The sequence below is a fragment of the Bifidobacterium sp. LH_416 genome (assembly GCF_056357055.1).
In genome coordinates this window covers 71,862-92,400 of the sequence record NZ_JBKEVJ010000007.1, presented here as the reverse complement: position 1 = coordinate 92,400, position 20,539 = coordinate 71,862, and the positions used below count along the sequence as shown (strand labels likewise).

Annotated in this window: 8 protein-coding genes; 5 read left to right on the top strand and 3 right to left on the bottom strand. The window is 53.6% G+C overall.

Annotated elements, in window-relative coordinates:
- Nucleotides 1–15: 15 nt before the first annotated feature.
- From AC1AY0_RS11405 to AC1AY0_RS11395, 3 genes are all read right to left on the bottom strand, one after another.
- On the bottom strand, nt 16–1,167 hold the full coding sequence (locus AC1AY0_RS11405; protein WP_476526461.1) for an AAA family ATPase: 1,152 nt from the start codon (nt 1,165–1,167) through the stop codon (nt 16–18).
- Nucleotides 1,168–1,276: 109 nt separating this feature from the next.
- On the bottom strand, nt 1,277–7,222 hold the full coding sequence (locus AC1AY0_RS11400) for an Ig-like domain-containing protein (RefSeq protein WP_476526459.1): 5,946 nt from the start codon (nt 7,220–7,222) through the stop codon (nt 1,277–1,279).
- A gap of 48 nt (nt 7,223–7,270) precedes the next feature.
- Nucleotides 7,271–8,683 carry a serine/threonine-protein kinase gene (locus tag AC1AY0_RS11395; RefSeq protein ID WP_476526457.1) on the bottom strand — a complete coding sequence of 471 codons (1,413 nt, stop codon included), beginning with the start codon at nt 8,681–8,683 and terminating at the stop codon, nt 7,271–7,273.
- Between the two features lie 123 nt (nt 8,684–8,806).
- Here AC1AY0_RS11395 and AC1AY0_RS11390 point away from each other — a divergent pair, with 123 nt between their 5' ends.
- The 5 genes from AC1AY0_RS11390 to dapA all read left to right on the top strand — a co-directional run bounded on the left by AC1AY0_RS11390 (nt 8,807) and on the right by dapA (nt 20,536).
- Nucleotides 8,807–12,988: a PD-(D/E)XK nuclease family protein gene (locus AC1AY0_RS11390; RefSeq protein ID WP_476526455.1), complete on the top strand. Its 4,182-nt coding sequence runs from the start codon at nt 8,807–8,809 to the stop codon at nt 12,986–12,988.
- Nucleotides 12,985–16,968, top strand: coding sequence for an ATP-dependent DNA helicase (locus AC1AY0_RS11385; protein ID WP_476526454.1), 3,984 nt, complete (start codon nt 12,985–12,987; stop codon nt 16,966–16,968). Before AC1AY0_RS11390 ends, AC1AY0_RS11385 begins: the two co-directional genes overlap by 4 nt.
- 207 nt (nt 16,969–17,175) lie before the next feature.
- Nucleotides 17,176–18,531, top strand: coding sequence for an MFS transporter (locus tag AC1AY0_RS11380; RefSeq protein WP_476524328.1), 1,356 nt, complete (start codon nt 17,176–17,178; stop codon nt 18,529–18,531).
- Between the two features lie 242 nt (nt 18,532–18,773).
- Nucleotides 18,774–19,529: a 4-hydroxy-tetrahydrodipicolinate reductase gene (gene dapB / locus AC1AY0_RS11375; protein ID WP_476524329.1), complete on the top strand. Its 756-nt coding sequence runs from the start codon at nt 18,774–18,776 to the stop codon at nt 19,527–19,529.
- A gap of 101 nt (nt 19,530–19,630) precedes the next feature.
- On the top strand, nt 19,631–20,536 hold the full coding sequence (gene dapA, locus AC1AY0_RS11370) for a 4-hydroxy-tetrahydrodipicolinate synthase (protein WP_476524330.1): 906 nt from the start codon (nt 19,631–19,633) through the stop codon (nt 20,534–20,536).
- Nucleotides 20,537–20,539: the final 3 nt, after the last annotated feature.

The following is a 20,539-nucleotide window of genomic DNA, read 5'->3' as shown; positions in this document are numbered from 1 at the left end:
TTTTGGTGGGGGCGTTCAGGCGCCGATGGTGGGAGCCGGTACATCGTCAAGAATTTGTGCGATCAGCATTTCGGCAGTGGTGCCATCAAAGGTTGCCTCTGGAGTGAGAAGAATACGATGCGCGAGCACTGCTACGGCAAGATCTTTCACATCGTCCGGCACAACATATGCGCGTCCATCTGCTGCAGCCCAGATTCGGGCACAACGTGTGAGCGCTAATGCGCCACGCATGGAGGAGCCAACTGTAATACGCTCATTGTGCCGGGTTGCTTCAACGATGCGAACAATATATTCGCGAATGGCGTCATCCACGTACACTTCCGCAGCTATTTTACGTAGCCGAATAACGTCTTCGCCGGTAAGCACTGGTGAAATGGTTTGCGCACGGTCCGTAACATCCACTTGCTTGAGAATATCCAGCGAAACATCATGGCTGGGGTAGCCGATTGACGTTTTAATGAGAAAACGATCCATTTGCGCTTCGGGAAGAGCATAAGTGCCGAGTTGCTCAATGGGGTTTTGCGTGGCAATCACAATGAAAGGTTGTGGCACATCATGTGTTTGGCCATCAACGGTGACTTTTTGCTCTTCCATGACTTCCAGCAGAGCGGACTGCGTTTTCGGCGAAGCTCGATTGATTTCATCGGCCAGCACGATGGAAGCGAAAATAGGACCTTTGCGGAATTCGAATTCCGCTCGTTTCTGATCGTAGAAGGTGACACCTACCACGTCTGATGGCAGCAAATCCGGAGTGAACTGAATACGCTTGAAACTGGTGGAGATGGAATTGGCGAGGCCTCGCGCCAATTGGGTTTTCCCAGTGCCGGGATTGTCTTCCAACAGCACATGGCCGCCAACCATCAATGCGGTGACGCATTGTTTGATCGGGATGGTTTTGCCGATAACCACTGTGGAAATGTTTGCTACCAAGGCATTGAATGATCGTTGGAATGCGGTGATGGCCGGAACAGGCCTTGCCGGCAGGGAGGGGGAGACTGAGGGCGTGGAGTGCGCTGAGGGCACTGAGTCAGCAGACGCGTTATTCGTATTGAATGATGGATCGACGGCATGCCCATGCGGTATATGGCCGAGCTGAGTACGGTCTGATAGCTGTGTGGCGTCAGAAAACTGGGAAAGCTGTGTTTCGTCATTGATGTGCTCGCTCATTGTTTCTCTCTCCTATGCTCCTCTGTGGTGGGGCTCTGTGGTGGGGTTTTGGCTGCTTGGTAATGGAATCTGGTGGTTGGAAGTGTGGGGTACTGATGGTCGCCGTGGATTATTGAGGGGTGTTGGCAAGTCCTAATATCCACGGGTTTTCAGTGAGCCTGCTCACATGGGCGGATGCCTTCAGTGAGGTTGTTTCACTGGAGACATTTGGTCTTGTGCCTTGGATAGTGCCTCCGGACGCGGTGCTGTCGAGCCCTGTGAGGCCATTATTTCCGGTGACTTTTACGCTCCATGTATAGGAATCTGCGGTTGGCAGTCCGGTCACATCGAGCGGCTGTCCGGGTGTCCACGTGAATGGCTGGTCATTGATGAGAATCTGAATAGTCGCATCTTTGCCGTACGTATCAACGAATCCGCCGGAAACGTTAACGATATGCTCGTTATCGCCCCACCGTAATTCATTCGGTGCGGTAATGGATGCAGGAACCTGATACGTGTATGGGCTTCCTGATGCGGGGCCTCCAGTAGCCGGTTCGCTTGTTGCTCCATTGAATTCCTGCTGTACTGAAGCACCATTGCAGGTTGCCCAAGGATCCATGGTGAAGGAATGCGATATTGTTTTGACCGTCGTAGAGCCTATGCCGTCTGCAGAAACAAGGAACGACTGGGCCAGCCCTTGCTTGGACCAGCTGACGGTGCATTGATCGCCGGAACCGAAAGTTCGTACGCCAGTAGGAGCTTGAACCTGATATTGAGGCGTGTATGAGACTTCAGTTTGTGCCGGATTGGCTTTGCGCGTTGTTTGCACTACTGCTTTGACAGTGTATTCGCGGACATTCAGCGCATTTTCGGGCACGGTGAACGTGGCAGTGCCGTTGGCGCAGTCGACGGTGGCTTGTACGGCGCCACTCAGTGCTATGCCAGTACAGCCGGCGTTGCGATTATTGACGGAAGACGCAGTTACCGTAACGGTGGTGCCATCATTGGTCATGCTCACATTGGGTTTATCTGGATCTCCCCAAATATCCTGTGGACTGGAAGCTGCGGATTCCGGCCCCCAATTCACTTTATTGTGAGCTTTGACCGTAGCCGTAATGGTGGCACCGTCCGCAATGTCGTTGTTATTGAATTCGAACGATAGGCGTGTACTTGCACTGCCGGTTTCCTGAGTTTGAGGTGCTCCGGCACCGCTGATAGTTACGGTGTAATTGTCTACAGCACTGAAATCACCTTCCGGAGGATTCCAGGTTACTGTAGCCTTCTTGTTACCACCTTCCACGGTAACGTTGGACGGTGCGGAAGGTACTCGATCGGGTGTGGCAGTGACGGCACTGGATGCTTGGGACCATCCCACCTCATTCTTGGCGCTGACTGTAAAGGAATATGTTGTTCCATTGGTAAGCCCGGTGATTTGGCAAGCGGTTACCGCGCCGCAGGATTTCTCCCCTGAGCCAGCACCACCGCTCCATTGAACCTTGTAATCCGTAATAGGACTACCATTCGCCGCTCCTGGCGTCCAGTTGAGATTAACCGCACCGTCTTGCGGATCGCCAGCCACCGGGGAGAGCAGCGGAGCGTCTGGTTTATCAATAACAGAAACCGTGATACTACCGGTCACTTCACGTTCTGTGGTTTTGGTGCCATCCTGAATGGTGACCAGTACAGTGTTTGAGGATGCCCCAATATCTGATGCGGCGGTCACGGCAATAGTACCTGACGAACCACAACTGGTAACAGACAACTGAGAAGCGTTATCCGTGCGGCAGCTGACCACAGTCAAGGCTGTTTCGGGGAATGGATTATATGCGTCAGCCAGTATGTTCACTGACTCGGTGGAGCCTGCCTTAATAGTGAGTGTTTTGTTGCTGATACGTGCCAGAGAACGCGTGGATACTGCCACACGTACGGTAATGCCCGCATTTACAGTTCCCTTGCTGTATTTGATGGATACAGGAATGGAGACTGTAGTGCCAGGCGCGGCATCAACGCTTGCGGAAATCTTCAATAAGCCAGATGAAGACAGGCTTGCTTTAATCGGGCCGGAAGAGGTTCCGCCTGAATAGGTGTACTGTTTTTCGTCATCATACAGTCCACTAGGCGAGTGAGTCAGCGCAGTCAAATCAATGGTTTTCGCCTCTGCGCCAGTTTCAACATCAATAGTGGGGGATGAGAATGTCGGCGGTGGAACATCTCGACCAATCACCGTGATTTGCAGGGTGATAACAGCAGAATTGATGATTTTGGTTTTAGATGAACCAGGTTTGCCATCCACCGCGGTAAACGTGATGGACGCTGGACCGGCATAATCCGCGTCGGCAGTGAATTTCAGCGTAGTGTCGTTGACATAGAGATCAGAATTCGAGGCCTTGGTTGCGCTTACCGAGCTTGCACTCTCGATATATGGCTCCTTGCCAGCGCCTACACGCACATAATCATTGATATTGATCTGTATGCTTTCTCGCGCATTGACTTTCAGCTCTGGCGCTTTAGGCCGCAATGTGGGTGGGAACACGCCATACGCTGGTACTTGGATGAATGCAGTGGAAGTGATGTTGTATTTCGTATTGGTCACTGTATACGGAACAGCGCGAGCTTCAGATGTGAGATCAACCGTAATAATGGTTGAATTCTTTCCACCCTTGACGCGTGCATGATCGGCAGCTGAAGGGTGCACGCCAACGGTCAGCTCGTCTGCGGTTCCGGACGGGTTCGCAATCCATTGGGAAACGTCAACATCTACTGACTTCTTATCAATGGTGGCAGCAGATGGCACACGATAGTCGTATGCGGTAGGCGGTTCTATGGGGGCATTAGGGTCAACTGTTACGCTCAGCGTGGCCGTGTCGGAAAGACCCGCCTTATCTCGAACGGTGTAAGCGATGTACGCCGTGGTCGCGTTAGCCGGCGTAGTGAAAGAGATCATGTTATCTTTCACTGTTACGCCTTCAACGCCCTGCGCCTCAACGGTTGTATCCACGGTCAGATCAGTGTTGTCGCCTGAAATATCATTTTGGGCCACAGGAACCGTGGCTGCCGTATTAGGACGCAACGTAATCTCATCATCGCGCGCATACACGCCAGAGTCGGACGCGCCTTGGAACACGCCTACACGTATTTGAGCTTGCGCTCGCTGACCTGTCCAATCCTCAACGGCATACGAGAAGGTATCCGTACCAGAAGAATCCGGATACGCTTCATACACCAGATAATCGGAGCCTACTTCGGTTATGCGGCCGAGGGAGGGCGCTTTGTTGCCCAAGCCGAGCAGCTGATCATCATCGCCGTCAACGTCAATACCGGTAAGCGTGATGGGAATACGCACTTTCTGCCCTGCAGCCACCTGTGCCTGCGCATTATGAGGCGTTGGAGGAGCTTTGCTTTCGGCATTGCTTTCGTGCACTGTGATGGTGATAGTTGCGGAAGCTACGTTACCGAGGTTGTCTTCCACCGTATAGGTGAGTGGGAAAACGCCAGCTTCTTGCGATGCTTGATACCTGACTGTATCTGCGGATACGAAGGCAAGTCCTTTAAATGTTTTCTTATCGTATTGCAGATTGTTTTTCAGCTGCACGGTGGTGCCGTCCGGATAATCCACATAATCCAGCACGTCCACGGAGACAATGCCTCCAGTGCGCACTTGCGTGTTGATATTACGGGCTTTCGGAACTGAACTGGAAGCAGTCAAAGCCGGTGGCTGCAGCACAATCGTTCCAGTGGATGTGCCGGCTGCATTAGCGACTGTGTAACTAATGGACGTGGGCTTGGTGGGTACCTGACGTGCGGTGATATACACACGCTTGTGGCTTACCAACCCAACTTTGATACCTGAATCGGCGGCAGCACTTACCGACGTAACCGATAACACACCACCCATAGGGTCCACATCGTTGGTCAACGGTTCCACGATTGCCGTATTATCCGCTCCGAGCAGCGCCACATCATTGGCCGCAACAGGTTTTGCTGATTCGCCGGCGACTGGCTGCACTTCTACTCGTGCCAGGCCCGTGGCGGGAATGGAACCTTGGGTGATGGTGTAGGGCACATAGTAGGTGCCAGGGTTTGATGCTCTGAACGAAATGGACATATCTGCAGCATTGGTGGTTGTGGTCGCCCCATCGGGAGTATCCACCTGACTGAGCTGCGCAGGCTGTATGGAAGTGCCATGTACATACGGAGTGAGGTCGATAACGGTATCGGTTTCCGGCGTTGTGGTTTTCGTTACCGGATCGATAATCGCAGCCAAAGTATTGGCCGGCTTCACAGAGAAATACACCATACCGGTGCCGGTTGCCTCGCCATCGGAAACAATGACTTCCACTCCGACACGGCCTGACGCTTGAGCTCCGGTATTAAAGGTGAGCTGGCCGTCAGCTCTTGTGGAAACCTGTACCTGGTCGCTGTTTTCAGGTACGGCGGAAACAAGCGTCAAAGGGTCTCCATCAGGGTCGGTGAAGCTGCCGAGCGCATTTGCCGTATAGCTGGCGCCTTGTTCTACACTGATTTCCGGCGGAGTGTCGGATTGTACAGGAGCATGATTGCCTTGAGTTGCAAGAGTGACCGTTACCGTGGCATTCGAAGTTTGCCCTCGTCCATCTGAAATATCGTATGAGAATGTTGCTGTTCCGGAAGACGCGGAGGATGCATCCAATTGCAAATACCGGCCGTCATAAATCGGCGCAACAGTAACATTGGCACCGTTTACTGCACTCACTTGAGTAATTTTCAGCACTGAACAATCGGTTTGCTCATCATTGCGCAGTACGTCAAGAATCTGTTCTGAACCAGCACGGGCTCCAATCTGGTCATCTTCGGCTCTGATTTGGCCTGACTGTGCCGAACAGGTTTTTGAAAAATCATGATGATTATCCGCGGAATCATTAGTGTTCTGTTCCTGCGTGTTCTGTTCGGTCTGTATGGTGTTCCATTGGATTTTTATGACTTTAGTGTCTTGATTAGGGTTCCATACGTTGCCGTTCGTCACATCATTGAGCACCACCAGCCTGTGATTGGTACGAAACACGAGTTCAGAAGTAGCGTTCACTGACTCAAGCGTTTGGAAATCCTTATCCGAACCCTCTGCTGAGCATACGCGAATGTAGTTATTGGCTCGTTGGCTCCATGCCGCATACACGCAATCATTGGTGGACACTGGCTGCGCGGGATCTGTTTTGGCTCCAGTAGTAAGGAATTGCACCGCATGATGAGAGTTGAGTTGCATGATGGCGAGGCCTTGCGAGGAGGCTGCCGCAACCCACTCATGCTGCTTGCCGTCAGTGGAAGGAGCTTGAAGCGTTAATGGACCCGTTGTTTTGACGGTCTCTTGCCCGTATGCGGACAATATCGTATTGCCGGATGAGATTACTGGTGTATCCCCGATGACGGTAAAGCTATCCGCGGATTGCGACTTGCCGTCTGACAATGATTTCAATTCTTGAGCCTTGGAATCATTTGGGTTGCGAAGCACTACAACCATGCCGTCTGATGGTCGGTACCCATAGACTTCGCCAGTGTGGGTTACCGCAATGCGCCCTCCTGTACCCAGCTGCATTTGAGGTTCTGAGGTGGTTGGGGTGAGTGAATCAAGTTGATCATCTGGTCCAGCCCACACATTGCCGGTTTTCTCGTTGATAAAAGCAATAGTGCCACCGCCTTCCGTGGCTGTGGTATTAGCTTTGATGTCAGTTTGCGCGTCGGTGCTCACCGTGGACGCTTTGATAGAAGTAGCCTGACTCGGCTCTGTAAGCACGGTGCTGCTGTTGTGCTGAACAATATTGAATCGCGGAGCCGAGGAAGAGATGCCGGCATCGGCCTCCTGATTCTTCACATTGAAACGTGCAGCTTTTTGATGGCTGAGTGAAGTAACCCATACAGTGCCGTCATCCAATTGCACATGACGGCGAGTAACGGTGCTTACGATTACCGCTCCAGCAATCAGAGTCAGCACAGCAAGAAGAGTTAGCAATGGCATCAGCCATGTGCGATTGGTAAAGGGCGATATGCGACGCGCAATGGCACGTAAGCGATGCCGCTCACGTGGCGCAGACGGTGCAGCCATGATAATTCCCCCGAACTCCTCTTGTCCCCTGTAACTAGACTAGCCCGATTACGGCTTTGCTGCACAGGCCATTGCTGGACTGGTGGACATTTGTCTGTCAGCGCGCACTATGGAAACCTGAATGCAGGTTTGCGCGCCATCTTGTGGCTCCACTGAAATCGACGTGCCTGTTGTAGTGGTGGTTTGCACATTGTGATCGGCAGCGTCGGATGATACGAATGACCACGCATAGCTGTCTCCGCTTTGCGGATCTGGATTCGTCCACGTAAAAGTTACTGAAGTATTGTCTTGAGCGTACTGGCCGGCAAGATTCTCAGGTGATGGAACTTGACTATTCGCTGTATCGGCCGTGGAATCGTCAGTAGTATTGCGGCTACGCTCGGCATCACCGACACCAGAGGCGTCCACATGCGTGGTAGTGGATGTTGATGAAGTATCCATTCGAGGCAGCACAACAACAATAAACGTCACGATAACGGCTGCAATGGCTACGATTACTGCGGTGGCGATGATTGCCGGCTTCAGCCAGTTGCGGCGTATTTTTTCAGGATTATGTTTGGTGGTCGCCTTGTTGGCTCGCCTGAGCGCATCTTTCGGGTATGGTGGCACACCATTCGCGACCAATGGAGTGATATGACCATATTCTTCGTGCTGCACCCGTTGCATGGCGCGCGCGAATTCAAGAGCCGAATAATACCGTTGTTCGGGATTCTTGGCTAACGCTTTGCCTAGTACCGTTTCTACGGATTCCGGAACATCAGGCCTACCAATACGGGGAAGCGGCTGATTGATAATGAGCTCCGCGAGCTCTGATTGCGTATGTGGATGATACTCGTGCTGATATGGCGAACACCCTGCCAGCAACGCATATAACGTGGCGGCCAGTGAATAGATGTCCGCGGTTTCCGACCCATTCGTTCGATGCTCAAGCACTTCAGGAGGTGCCCAGGGAAGGGAAAACCCAGTGGCATTGCGATCGTAAACATGAGTCGATATGCCGAAATCACTCAGGATAGGCAACCCTTGAGCGGTAATGAGAATATTGCTGGGCTTGATATCGTGATGAATAATGTTGTTGCGATGCGCGGTATACAGTGCGCCTGCAATTTTGATTCCAAGATCCAGTACTTGCTCGCATGTCATGGAGCGAGACTTCATGGCATTGTTATACGAACCGCCAGAGGCGTACTCAAGAACCATGAAACCATGACCATCTGTGGTGACGCCAGCATCGTACACCGACAAGATATAAGGGTTGGCGGAAAGCTTGGCCATAAAATTCGCTTCACGGCTGAAAGCCGCGGCGGCTCGCGGATCAAGCGTGGCATTGCTGACTTTCACCGCAACAGGACGCTGCGGCATGCGCTGATTGTAGAGGAAAACCGTGGCCGCGGCGCCAGAGCCTAATCGTTGCACGAAATCATAGCCTGGCAGTTGCGGCGGTGCGATGACAACGGACATCGAGAGCCTCCCCCTTACGCTGGAAAAATACACCCCTTAATTCAGGATACTGCCAGCATAAAGGCACAATTCAGGCAGGGAAAAAATTTACCGCAATGAATAATGGGGCTTAGTCTTGAAACTATGAATGAGAACAAGAACACTTCACTGCTGTTGGACAGCATCGAACGCGATGGTGCGGCGAGGCTGGTTATTGGGGTGCCAGGTGTTGGAAAAACAGAGTATGCGCTTGCCGTATTGCTGGAAGGAATGCGCAGGTACGGCGATGCCCAGGCTGTAATGACGGTATCTGGCCGTATTGCCGCGGACCAGTTAGGTAATCGGGTAATTCGTGAACGCGGGTTTTCCACTCAAGCGCGCCCAGTGACTACGTTAGGCGCGGTTGCATTTCGCGTGATTGCCGCATCTCGTGCTGCTCGAAATCTGCCCGCACCGCGCTTGCTGAATGGTGCTGAACAGGATGCGTTGCTGAGACGGGTTATGGCGGCACATATGAAGCATGCCGCAGTTGGCGATGAATGTGCAACCTGTGTGCTGCTTCGCGAGTATTTCGCGCAATCGGAATGGGCGTCTTTGGTCTTAGACTCCAATGGTGTGGTTGCTGGAGGATCCACCAGTGCCGAAGTGTTCGAACGCGGCATATCGGATGCCTTCATCAGCCAGTTAAGAGACATGCTGGCACGATTGGATGAACTTGGAATCGGTCCTCGTGAAGAACCGTCTTTGCTGGAATCGGTGGCGACGGATGCGCGACTGTCTGTCCAGTGGCGCTTGGCTTTCGCCTTGCGTGCGGAATATATTCATGCCCAAGTTGAATCGTATCCGGATCAATATCGTTTGGACGCATCGTATCTGCTGGTGGCCGGTGCCCGAGAGGTGCATGATGCAGACAAGCGCCTGCTGGGGCAGCATGTTATTGGTTCACACCAATCAGAACAGATTGAATCCTCATTAGATCTGGAAGAATTGGGTATTCCGCGTCTTGTGGTGGTGGATGATGCGCAAGATATTACGCTAGCGGGCATGCGGTTCTTGGAAGAATTGCATCAGTGCGGCGTTGCAGTGGTGATGATTGGCAATCCGGATGAAGCGGTGCAAACGTTCCGTGGATCGTACCCCGAATATCTGATGATACGTGCTGTCCATGGCTCTATGCGTGCCATTGTTGTGCCCCTGGATTCGGAACAAGGGGATATGAGCCGTTCGAATGGTGCGTCGTATCTGAATGCGGTCGCCTCCCGCGTATCGTTGTCTATCCCCTCGGAAGAAGACGAGGATTTGCCCCCTGTACGTCGTCCCGGCAAACTGACTGCTGCCTTGGCGGCGGATACGCAGTCTTCATCAGATGACGGAACCGTGTTGCCAGGTTTATACCGTTCCACACAAGAAGAGCTTGATGATGTGGTATGGCGTATTAAGCGAGCTCACCTTGATCGGCATATTCAGTGGAATGACATGGCGATTATCGCGCACGATAATGCTGCAGTGCGCGTATTTGGCGAGCGCCTCCGGCGTGATGGAGTGCCAGTCCGGTATTCGTCCGTTACCCGGCCCCTCAAAGATGAGCCTTGCATCCAAGGGCTGTTCGCCCTTGCTGAACTTGCTTTCCTGCGAGTGGAGGGCATCGGCCATTGCGCTATGACATTGCCGCAGATGGCCGCATATATTCGTGCGCGAGTAAGAACGTTGATGAACGGGCCTCTGATTACCACGGGAAAGAAACCTGGGCAGGGAAAGGCTGCACGTCTTGCACCAATTGAATCCGCTATGGATGCTTTGGAATCATTGGCATCAGTAGCTAGTGACGAAGGTTCACTAGGGGCGTTGATTCATGGGTGGAGCGCATTGAGGGAGTCTGCTGCACATTATTCCGCAGCGGATTCGGATGCGAACGATGCTGCAGGGTATGCTGGACTATCTGTTGATATTGATGACACCGTTGTGGATGATACGTCTCGTAACGATCTTGCCTTTGGCGTTGATGCGCTGTATGTCATGCTCGCTATAGACGATGATGCGGCTCCTGCGCAGCAGGTGCTTGCTTCGATACATGCTGTATTGGGCGATGATCCTCAGGCTCAGGCATTCATCAACCTGTGGAATCTTGTTGATCGTGTAAGCGACAATCTGCGTGTACTGCCAGAAGATCAACGGAATACGCCAAGCAATGCGTTGTCTATTGCCTGGCATGCAACGGGTGTGGCATCGGCATGGCAGAAGGTCGCGCTCGCAAATACGCCGGATGGTCGAGCCGCCAATGATAGGTTGGATGCGGCTATGCGATTGTTCCAATTTGCTGAAGATGCTACTGCCAGCTCCAATATCACAGGATTTATAGCCCAAGTTCGCAATATGCAAGTTCAGGCGGATTCCCTGGCACATGTTGGGCCGGTTGAAGATGCAGTTAGTCTGACTACTCCGGCTGGTGCGGCTGGGCGCCACTGGCCGTATGTGTGGATTCCTGCAGTTGAGCAGGGAGTATGGCCGAATCTTGCCGAGCGTAACACGATGTTCGGTGGTGAAGAGCTTGCGGAATTGGTGTTGCGAGGAGCTCTTGCTAGTACTGATGCACAAGGGCATGATCCACGATTCATATCAGTGCTGTCCAGTGAGAAGAAAAGCTTCCTGGTCTCTCTAACCAGAGCTTCTCAACAAGTATGCATTAGCGCAGTGTGGAATGATGACAGCAGCCCTTCGGACTTCCTCTTTGCTTATTTGCCGGAACATTATTCCCGCAATAAAAAAGAGGCCCATTTTACCGTGGTGGGGTACGGTGATGCTCAAACCGGCAAAGAGGAGCATCCCGATGCCGTCGAATGTTCTGGGTTGGACGGTTCTCCACGAGATTTGGTGGCTGCGGCGCGTGCTGTACTTGTTCGTACATCAGAGCATGCCGATCAGGAACGTGATGCAGCTATGGCATTAGGCATATTGGCTGCGCATGGCATTGATGTTGCCGAACCAAGTAATTGGGCGTTTGTCTCCCAGAATGATTCAGATAACAGTGAACCTGGTGATAGTGCAGGTAGTTCTGAGACGGGTGCGGCACATACAACGACTAGTGCGCCGATAGTCACCCTATCGCCTTCGGCAGTGGATGGATTATGGGCATGCCCGGTGTGCTGGCTGTTGGAGCATCAATTCGCCGGCCCACAGCCGGGGTCCGTGAATGCCGGATTCGGTACGTTGATTCACGCGGTGGCTCAACAGGGCAGTGAAGAACATCTGGACCGTCTTGATACTGATCTTGAAGCACTTCGGGCATTGGGATTAGATGCTTCTGCAGGCAATGAACAACGTATTCAAGCAGTCGGTGCCAGGCTTTCGGCCATATATGAAGAGAAACGGCCTGACCCTAACGCCATAGCTGATACCCGTGAGCGGTACCAAGCTGTGCGCAAGGATAATGCTGCAGCGGATATGTTGCATAACATCGCCAGCTATTTCGTTCTGTCCCCGAAGGAATCCTATCTGGCGCAGAACTTGGGCAAGTTCAATATTGGTACATTGCAGGACGTCGATTGTGAGTCACAATTCGCGGCTCGATTTGACTTAAACGACATTCTCGCCGCATACAATGCCGTTCCTGGCATGCATGCCATAGATCGTTCCGCGCTACTGGAACTCATGGGAACATTGGTCGGAGGATGGCCTGAAGGCATGAGTGAAGACCTTGTTGTGAGACTTTCCGGGCGCATGGACCGCGTAGAACACCGTGTTCTTGCCGATGGAAGCGTGAACATACGTCTTATCGACTATAAGACAGGTGCGGTCCCAACCCTCAAACAAATTTTCAATGATCTTCAGTTGGTGTGCTATCAGCTAGGACTGGTATTCCCGGAGAATGGTCCTCGTGGAGAAGCCGCGTTGCGCAAGGCTCCAAGCATAGGGCAAAGCGCCTTGTTCCATGTTGCAAGAAAAACCGCTCCTGCGGAAAGCCGTGCACCTGAGGGAGCATTCCAGCCGCCGCTATTCACTGATGGCAGCCTCAATGCAGAACCATTCGCCGAGCGGCATGGCTACCGCAAGCCGGATAAGTTCTACGACATGCCTGTGCCGACGCTGGACTATAAGCCACAGCATGTGAGCGAGGACGCGTGGCAACAGTTCGTGAGCTTTGCGGGTACCCAGACCATGTGGTCACTCACCATGATTTCACGCGTGTTCTATGCTGCGGCAGCTAGCCGATCGGCGAAACTGGATGCGCATCCGCAGCCTACCCATGTTGAGCATTGCCGGATGAAACATGTATGCCCGGCATGCGCAGGTCAGGTAGACACCGTATTTGAAACGAGGCAAGCATGAGCACCTTCACACCAAGCCCAGAACAGGCGGCCATCATCAATGCTGCCGCAGACGAGGACGTGCTGGTAGTCGCAGGAGCTGGCTCCGGTAAAACCTTTACCATGACTCAACGCATTATTGCCTTGATTCACAGAGGTGTTGCCCCTGAACGCATTCTCGGTCTGACGTTCACACGTAAAGCTGCCGGAGAATTGCTTGAACGCGTATCAGCCGCAGTGAGCGATACCAGCAGTTCGAAGAAGCCTGCCTCCTCAGAAGGAGCAACTACCACATTCGGAAATGTGTCTGATACCAGACATATTGCTTCGTCATGGGATCATGCATTCCTGAAGCCAGCGATTTTCACCTACGATGCGTTCTTCCAGACGTTGGTACGGCAATATGGCTTGCTGGTTGGCTTCGATCAGAATACGCAGCCGTTAAGCGAAGCCGGCGCATTACAGCTCGCCATCGAGGTCATCGACCAGCACATGGATTTGGTATTCCATGAAGACCTTGGTGCGCTCGCCACGGTGGCCGAGAATGTCGTTAAGCTATCGGGTGCAATCGGCAGTGCCATGATTGGTGCCGGATGCACTGATTTCGAAGATGCGATGAATAGGGTAAGTCAGTGGGATAACGCTTTTATCGACGTTCTGAACAAGAACCTCGAGGGAGAAGACATCCCCGAAGATGAGCCCAAGATTCGCAACATCACTAAGACGAAAAAAGATACCGATGCCAGCTGGCAAGCCAAGCTTGACACTCGTGCCGAGCAGATGCACACGTTCTGCGTCTATCGTTGCGGCGAATTGCTCACCTCAACGCGCAAACGCGAGGTGCTGCTGCAGCTGGTTCGAGCATATGCTCAAGCTAAGCAGGAACGCAATATGGCGGAATTCTCCGATTTCACCATTGCGGCGTATCAGCTGATTGAACGTTTCCCTTCCATTGGAGAGCGGACCCGACGCCGGTATAGCCATGTGCTGTTGGATGAGTATCAGGATACTTCCACCACACAGGCTGCTCTTATTGCGGCGCTCTTCCATCCAGACGATGAGCATAAATGTGCGGTTAATGCTGTGGGTGATCCGTTCCAGTCCATTTACGCTTGGCGTGGTGCCAGTCCTGGAGCTTTCCGCATGTTCCAGCATGGGTTCCATATGCCGGCTGGGTCCAAGCCATTCCCGCTATCCGTTACGCGACGCAATAGTCGAATTGTGCTTGAAGCCGCGAACAATCTTACTTTGCCTCTGCGTTCATGGCCTTCGCGCCCATCAAGTTCGCTGATGCAGGAAGTCGATGTTTCCTCACTGCGGGCTTTAGATGATGCCCCAGAAGGCACGCTTGGCGTACTTGGTTTTGAAACAGGCGGCCAGGAAATCGATGCGGTAGTACGTTTCTGCAAGCATGCAGTAAAGAAATACGGCAAATCTGAGCATGATCAGGCTCATGTAGCCGTATTGTTCCGCTCCAAAATACCCATGCCGTTATATCAAGAAGCGCTTGAACAGGCGGGGTTGACTACTTTTGTAGTCGGATATTCCGCATTGCTGGAGCGGCCGGAAATACATGACATTATGGCGTTGCTCCATGTTGCAGCCGACCGGACGGATACTCGAGCGCTGATGCGTCTCCTTGCCACTCCAAGATTCGATTTGTCTCCGGACGATTTGACTGCATTGGCTCGTATTGCCGAAGAACTCAATACGCAACAACGATTCAGGGCGCTTGTTGAAGCAGGGCTGGTGCCTGCCGATACTCCCGTGGCACAGCAGGCGGCAGTAGTACGTGAACATCGTGACCAGGTGGCTAACGCGGTATTTGTTCCAGATCTGCTGATGCAGAATGATCTTGCCGCGCATCTGGGCCGGTTGAGCAGCCATGGTCAGCAAGGCGTTGCGCAAGCCGCACAAGCAGTGCAAACAGTGCAGCATGCTATCGGACGACCATTGGCGGAAGTGATTCGCGTGGCAATCGAAGCATTGAACCTTGATGTTGACGCTGTTGTAGCTCATGCCGTGCGAAGCGATGGTCATTTAGACCCCACTATCGCCCGAATGCCCATGAACGCCATCGTGGATTTGGTCGATACGTACACGCAGGAGATCGCCGCCGACCAAATGCCAACATTGCATGGATTCATGGCATGGGCCGACTATCTGAAGAGTGTGCAAGATGAAGCTGCTAATCTGCCGGATGCTCCAGTAGATGTCGAGCTTATGACTGTTCACCAGTCGAAAGGCTTGGAATGGGATGCTGTGGCAATTGTAGGTATGACGCAGGGAGGATTCCCCAGTAACAAGGGCGACTATCTCTCCGTGACATTGCAGGAAGGTCACGAAGGCGGCATGGAACAAGGCCAATGGCAGGCTCCTGAATACCATGAAACAGCGAATTCATGGCTGACTAATCCCGTAGCAGTGCCAGTGCCGATGCGTGCCGATGCGGGTATCTTGCCGCGTTTCCCCCATGACGCTGATGCGGATGCTGATCCTCTTACCGTGCTGCAGTCATTGGATAGCGTAGAAGCTATCGATGATGAGGCTTTTGGATCGTTGCGTGATATCGGAGATGGCGTTGAAGACTCGGACCGCAGCGGCTGGTATTTGACCCAAAAGGAAGAATATGGTCGGAGATTGCATGCCGATGAGCGTCGCCTCGCATATGTGGCACTCACACGAGCCCGCAACGACGCTGTAATGACCTACAGCGTGCATGCCAACGAGTCCAGCAGAGATCCGTCCGAGGTGAAGAAGGGAGCGAAAAAGGCTGCACCCTCCAACTTCTGGATGGAGGTTCATGATGCCCTGCACGCTCACCCGCATGCTATCGGTGCACAGCAATGCGTGGAACAACTTGGTGATGCAGCAGTACTTGCCACTCAAGAGGGAGAACCCATCGCGGCGCCTCAAGGATTCTTTGTAGGAGATGCGGCCGGAGAATACGCTGACGCCGTAATCGCTGCTGCATGGCGTACGCCGTTGAACCAGACAAGCGAAAGCAAGGATCTCTTATGGCCGGCGCTATTAAGCCAGAACATCCGGCAACGGTTGAATCACAGTATTCCAGAAGTACAACAAGCCATCAGTCAGGCACAACAGGCAGTGACGAGCGGCGGAGAAACCTCAACGCTGATTTGTGGGCCGCTATCCCAACGAGCGCAACTCTTGGCCGATGACGTCGATTTGATGAGCGGCAGTGACAACAATGCGCTACTTGACGATATGGTGAAAGCCAAAGCGCAACGTATTCTCGCGGCCGGCAGACAGAACGTCACCAGTTTGCAAGCCCGCGTTGGCGGTATGAAAGACAAGGAAGAACGCGACTACTGGCGTTACATCGTTCGCCCAGTACCGCGCATCTCCTCGCCGGCAGCGCAGGAAGGCACACGTTTCCATGATTGGGCCGAACGATTCGTGAATGCCGGCAATCCGGTTGAACATCCGAATCGTGAGCCGTCGCCCATTGTGGGAGAATATGGTGCCGCAGCTGAATACATCGGTCAATGTGCGAACCCGCACACGAACCAGTACGCGGACCAATACAGGGGAGTGCCGGTACCTTCGGACGGCAATATGGAGGTATGGGCTGAGAGACTCGCTCAATCACACTGGGCTCAGCGCACACCAATATGGGCAGAACGATCAATTGTGGTTGATGTGCCTGGAATAGGGCTGGTCAACGGCAAGCTGGATGCCGTCTTCGCGGGCGGGCTCGATACCTCAGATTCCTCCAAATGCTTCACTGTGGTTGACTGGAAAACCGGAAAACGACCCACTAAGCCGGAAGACATCGAACGCAAACTCGCCCAATTGGATATGTACAGACTGCTGCTTTCCGTGGTGGAAGATGTGGAACTGGAGAGTATCGACGCTACCCTCTACTATGTCAGTGAGTCTCATGCAGACTTACGCGAGCTCCACGCTCGCGGTAAAACAAAACAGGAAATCCTTACCGAGTTGAGCTCCGGAATCCCTGAACAATCTGACAACGACTAAGCGCACACAACGCTTATGACTAGATGCCGCTGAAGGGTTAAGACACGGTCGGACTCCATCCGACCGCTAACCATCAGCATGCGTAGAAGCAGAGCATCTATCCGCGGGAGAAACGCACCGCGTGACGTTGCTCAGGATCCGCGACCCTCGGAAGGCACGTGTGGGCGGGCGCACGTGCCGGACGAACGTACCAGTAAGGAGTGCACCGTGTCTACGGCTCGTGTTGACACCAAGTCGTATGCAACCTCTTCCTCCCCATACGGGAGGCTGTTCGCATTGCCGGGAACCAAGGCCTTCTGCATTTCCGGCGCAGTAGCACGCTTGCCGATCTCCATGATGAGCCTCGGCATCGTTCTGGCATTGAACCATCTGTATAACAATTGGACGATTGCCGGCACTATGAGCGCCGCCTACGTGTTGGCCATGTCATGCGTCACGCCGTTCTACGCCAGAGCCTTCGACCGTTTCGGTCAGGCTCGCGTCGGTCGGCTTGCGCTCGCCGTGCAAATCATCGCCATGCTGTCTTTCGCTGGCGCAGCCCTGATCCGCGTCCCCATAGCAGTACTGTTCGTATTGGCCATCATCATGGGCTTTACCCAGTTCTCCTTTGGCGCGCTGGTCAGAACTCGCTGGGCGTACGCGTTACGCAACATAGAAAACAGCGATCAACTGCTGAACACAGCCTACGCTATGGAAGCAGCCATTGATGAGATTGTGTTCATTCTCGGCCCGATTCTGGCGGCATGGCTTGCCACCTCAGTGCATCCCGTATCCCAGCTTTTCGTGCCCACGCTGGCTTGTGGCATCGGCGGCACCATATTCTTCTCGCTCAAATCCACGCAGCCGAACATCATCATGCAGGAAATCACCGTGCCAGCTCAGTCCGAAAAGAACCGGACCGGTCAGGCTGCCGATTTTGCAGATAGCGATCTTGCTACAGGAACGGCCGATCAGTTGACGTTGCGCCAGCTGAAAACACAAGCTCCAAAACCCAAAAGCGTGCTTCTGTATGCCGGCGTGCTGCCTCTGCTGGCCGTGTTCATCGTATTCAACATGAGCTTCACGTCATTTGATGTCTCCATCACCGCAACGATGAAAGCCATGGGATTGGAACCCTTCCTAGGCATCCAGTTGGCAATGTTCGCTGTCGGTTCATGCGTTGGCGCACTGGTATTCGGTTCCCGTCAGCTCAAAGGCTCGCATTGGGCACATATGGTGATGTTCCTAGCGCTGCTGACCGTGGGGTACGTCTTCTTCCGCTTAACCATGGATAATCTCATTCTGCTGGGAATCGTGGAAATTCTGGCCGGCCTCACCGTTTCACCATTGTTCGCAACGGGCAATCTTATCGTCAAAGACCTTGTGCCTGCCGAATCGCTGACCGAAGGCTTGAGCTGGGTGACTACAGCCGGCACTGTAGGCACGTCAATCGGATCCTCAGTGGCTGGAATCGCATTGGATTCAGCCGGATCTCATGTCGGCATGATGCTGCCGTTCCTCTTCACTCTGGCGGCAGTACCAATCGCATTGTGCGGCTGGTGGCTGGCAAAACGACGGTCCTAAGCCGACGAGCAGCCAGGGTGTCGGCACCGCTTGCATTTCATGGACATTTCATTGGATTGCATGCGGCTGAGTGATAATCTATGTGCCGATTCAATGATGTGCGGTTATGACGCTCATACGCATGAAACGTGTGGGCGTCAACGCCTAAAAAAGCAGACGCAGACATGATGAAATGACGCTCGGCATAAGCCGAACAAGCCGAAGTCAGCATAGTCAGTACACAATAGGAGCAGGGGAGAGTCATGATCAAGGTTTCCGTGGTCGGTGCCAAGGGCCGCATGGGTTCGCATGTGGTCGAAGCAGTCAACAACGCCGAAGACACCGAGCTGGCGCTCGCTTTGGACGCCGGCGATGATCTGACTCAAATCACCCCGGCCAACACTGATGTAGTCGTGGAATTCACGGTACCGAGCGTGAGCCTGAACAACGTGCTTACCCTGATCGGCCAAGGCGTGGACGTGGTGGTGGGCACCACTGGTTGGACCGATGAGAAGCTTGCCCAGGTCAAGGCAGCTATCGCCGAGGGGCCAAAGCCGGAAACTCAGAAGGTGTTCATTGCACCGAACTTCGCCATTTCCGCAGTCCTAGCCGACTACTTTGCCACCAAGGCCGCCAAGTACTTCGAATCCGCTGAAGTCATCGAGCTGCATCACCCCACTAAGGTTGATGCTCCATCCGGCACTGCCATCCACACTGCTCGCGGCATTGCCGAAGCTCGCAAGGCTGCTGGCATGGCTCCGGTACCGGATGCCACTGAAACCGATGGTGGCTCCCGCGGTCAGGTAATCGACGGCATTCATGTGCATGCCGTTCGTCTTCGCGGCCTCAATGCCCACGAAGAAGTACTGTTCGGCAACGCCGGAGAACAGCTGACCATTCGCGCTGACAGCTTCGACCGCACCAGCTTCATGCCAGGCGTACTGCTTGCAGTCCGCAAGCTGGCCGGCGACGCCCCAACTGGATTGACCGTTGGTCTTGACCACTTCCTCGATCTGTAAACCAATCCAATACCAATCAATCACAACCAATCACAACCATCACACAAACGGACCTTATGCAGGTTACATAAGCGTCCACAATGGGAAGTACGGTGAGCATTATGAGCGAGCATGACATGCATCTTCTTGACCCTGCGCCTTTCGGCCGCATTCTGCCGGCAATGGTTACCCCGATGAAGGCAGACGGCAGTGTAGATTTTGACGCTGCGGTTGAGCTCGCCAAGCACCTCGTTGCCGATGGTGCTGACGGCCTGGTGGTCAATGGCACCACCGGCGAATCACCAGTAACGCACATGGAAGAAAAGGTCGAACTGGTCAAGGCCGTCAAGGAAGCAGTCAATGTTCCGGTGATTTCCGGAGCTGGCTCCAATGACACTGCACACACCGTGCGCATGGTCGAACAGACCCAGGAAGCCGGTGCCGACGCAGTGCTCGTCGTCATGCCCTACTATTCCCGCCCTTCTCAGGACGGTATCGTCGGCCACTATAAGGCCGTCGATGAATCCGCTGAAAAGCCGATCATCGTTTACGATGTCCCCGGCCGTACCGGTCTGAAGGTCAAGGTGGAAACCTATGACCGTCTGGCCGAACTCGAACACGTCAAGGCTGTTAAGGACGCCACTGGTGATCTTGCAGCCGCAGTGGAGAAGCAGCAGCGTACCGGTCTCGCCTGGTATTCCGGCGATGACGGTCTGTTCCTGCCGTTCCTCTCCATCGGTGCAGTCGGCATCATTTCCGTGATTGCCCACGTTGCATCCAACCCTATGCAGCAGCTTGTCCAGGCATTCGACCGTGGCGATATCACCACTGCCCGTCGTCTCGCCAACCAGCTGGCTCCTCTCGTCCACGCGCTGAATGGTGACGGCTATCAGGCCGTTATGGCCAAGGCCGCACTCAAGGTTAAGGGATACATTCCTTCCACCACCATGCGTCTGCCCAACATTGGCCCTGATGCTTCTCAGCTTGACAAGGCTGAAGAAGGCATGCGCGCTGCCGGACTGCTGTAAATA

Bases quoted from the DNA above. Each gene is read 5' to 3' on its own strand.
- AC1AY0_RS11405 (WP_476526461.1), bottom strand. From the start codon at position 1,167: ATGAGCGAGCACATCAATGACGAAACACAGCTTTCCCAGTTTTCTGAC.
- AC1AY0_RS11400 (WP_476526459.1), bottom strand. From the start codon at position 7,222: ATGGCTGCACCGTCTGCGCCACGTGAGCGGCATCGCTTACGTGCCATT.
- AC1AY0_RS11395 (WP_476526457.1), bottom strand. From the start codon at position 8,683: ATGTCCGTTGTCATCGCACCGCCGCAACTGCCAGGCTATGATTTCGTG.
- AC1AY0_RS11390 (WP_476526455.1), top strand. From the start codon at position 8,807: ATGAATGAGAACAAGAACACTTCACTGCTGTTGGACAGCATCGAACGC.
- AC1AY0_RS11385 (WP_476526454.1), top strand. From the start codon at position 12,985: ATGAGCACCTTCACACCAAGCCCAGAACAGGCGGCCATCATCAATGCT.
- dapB (WP_476524329.1), top strand. From the start codon at position 18,774: ATGATCAAGGTTTCCGTGGTCGGTGCCAAGGGCCGCATGGGTTCGCAT.
- dapA (WP_476524330.1), top strand. From the start codon at position 19,631: ATGAGCGAGCATGACATGCATCTTCTTGACCCTGCGCCTTTCGGCCGC.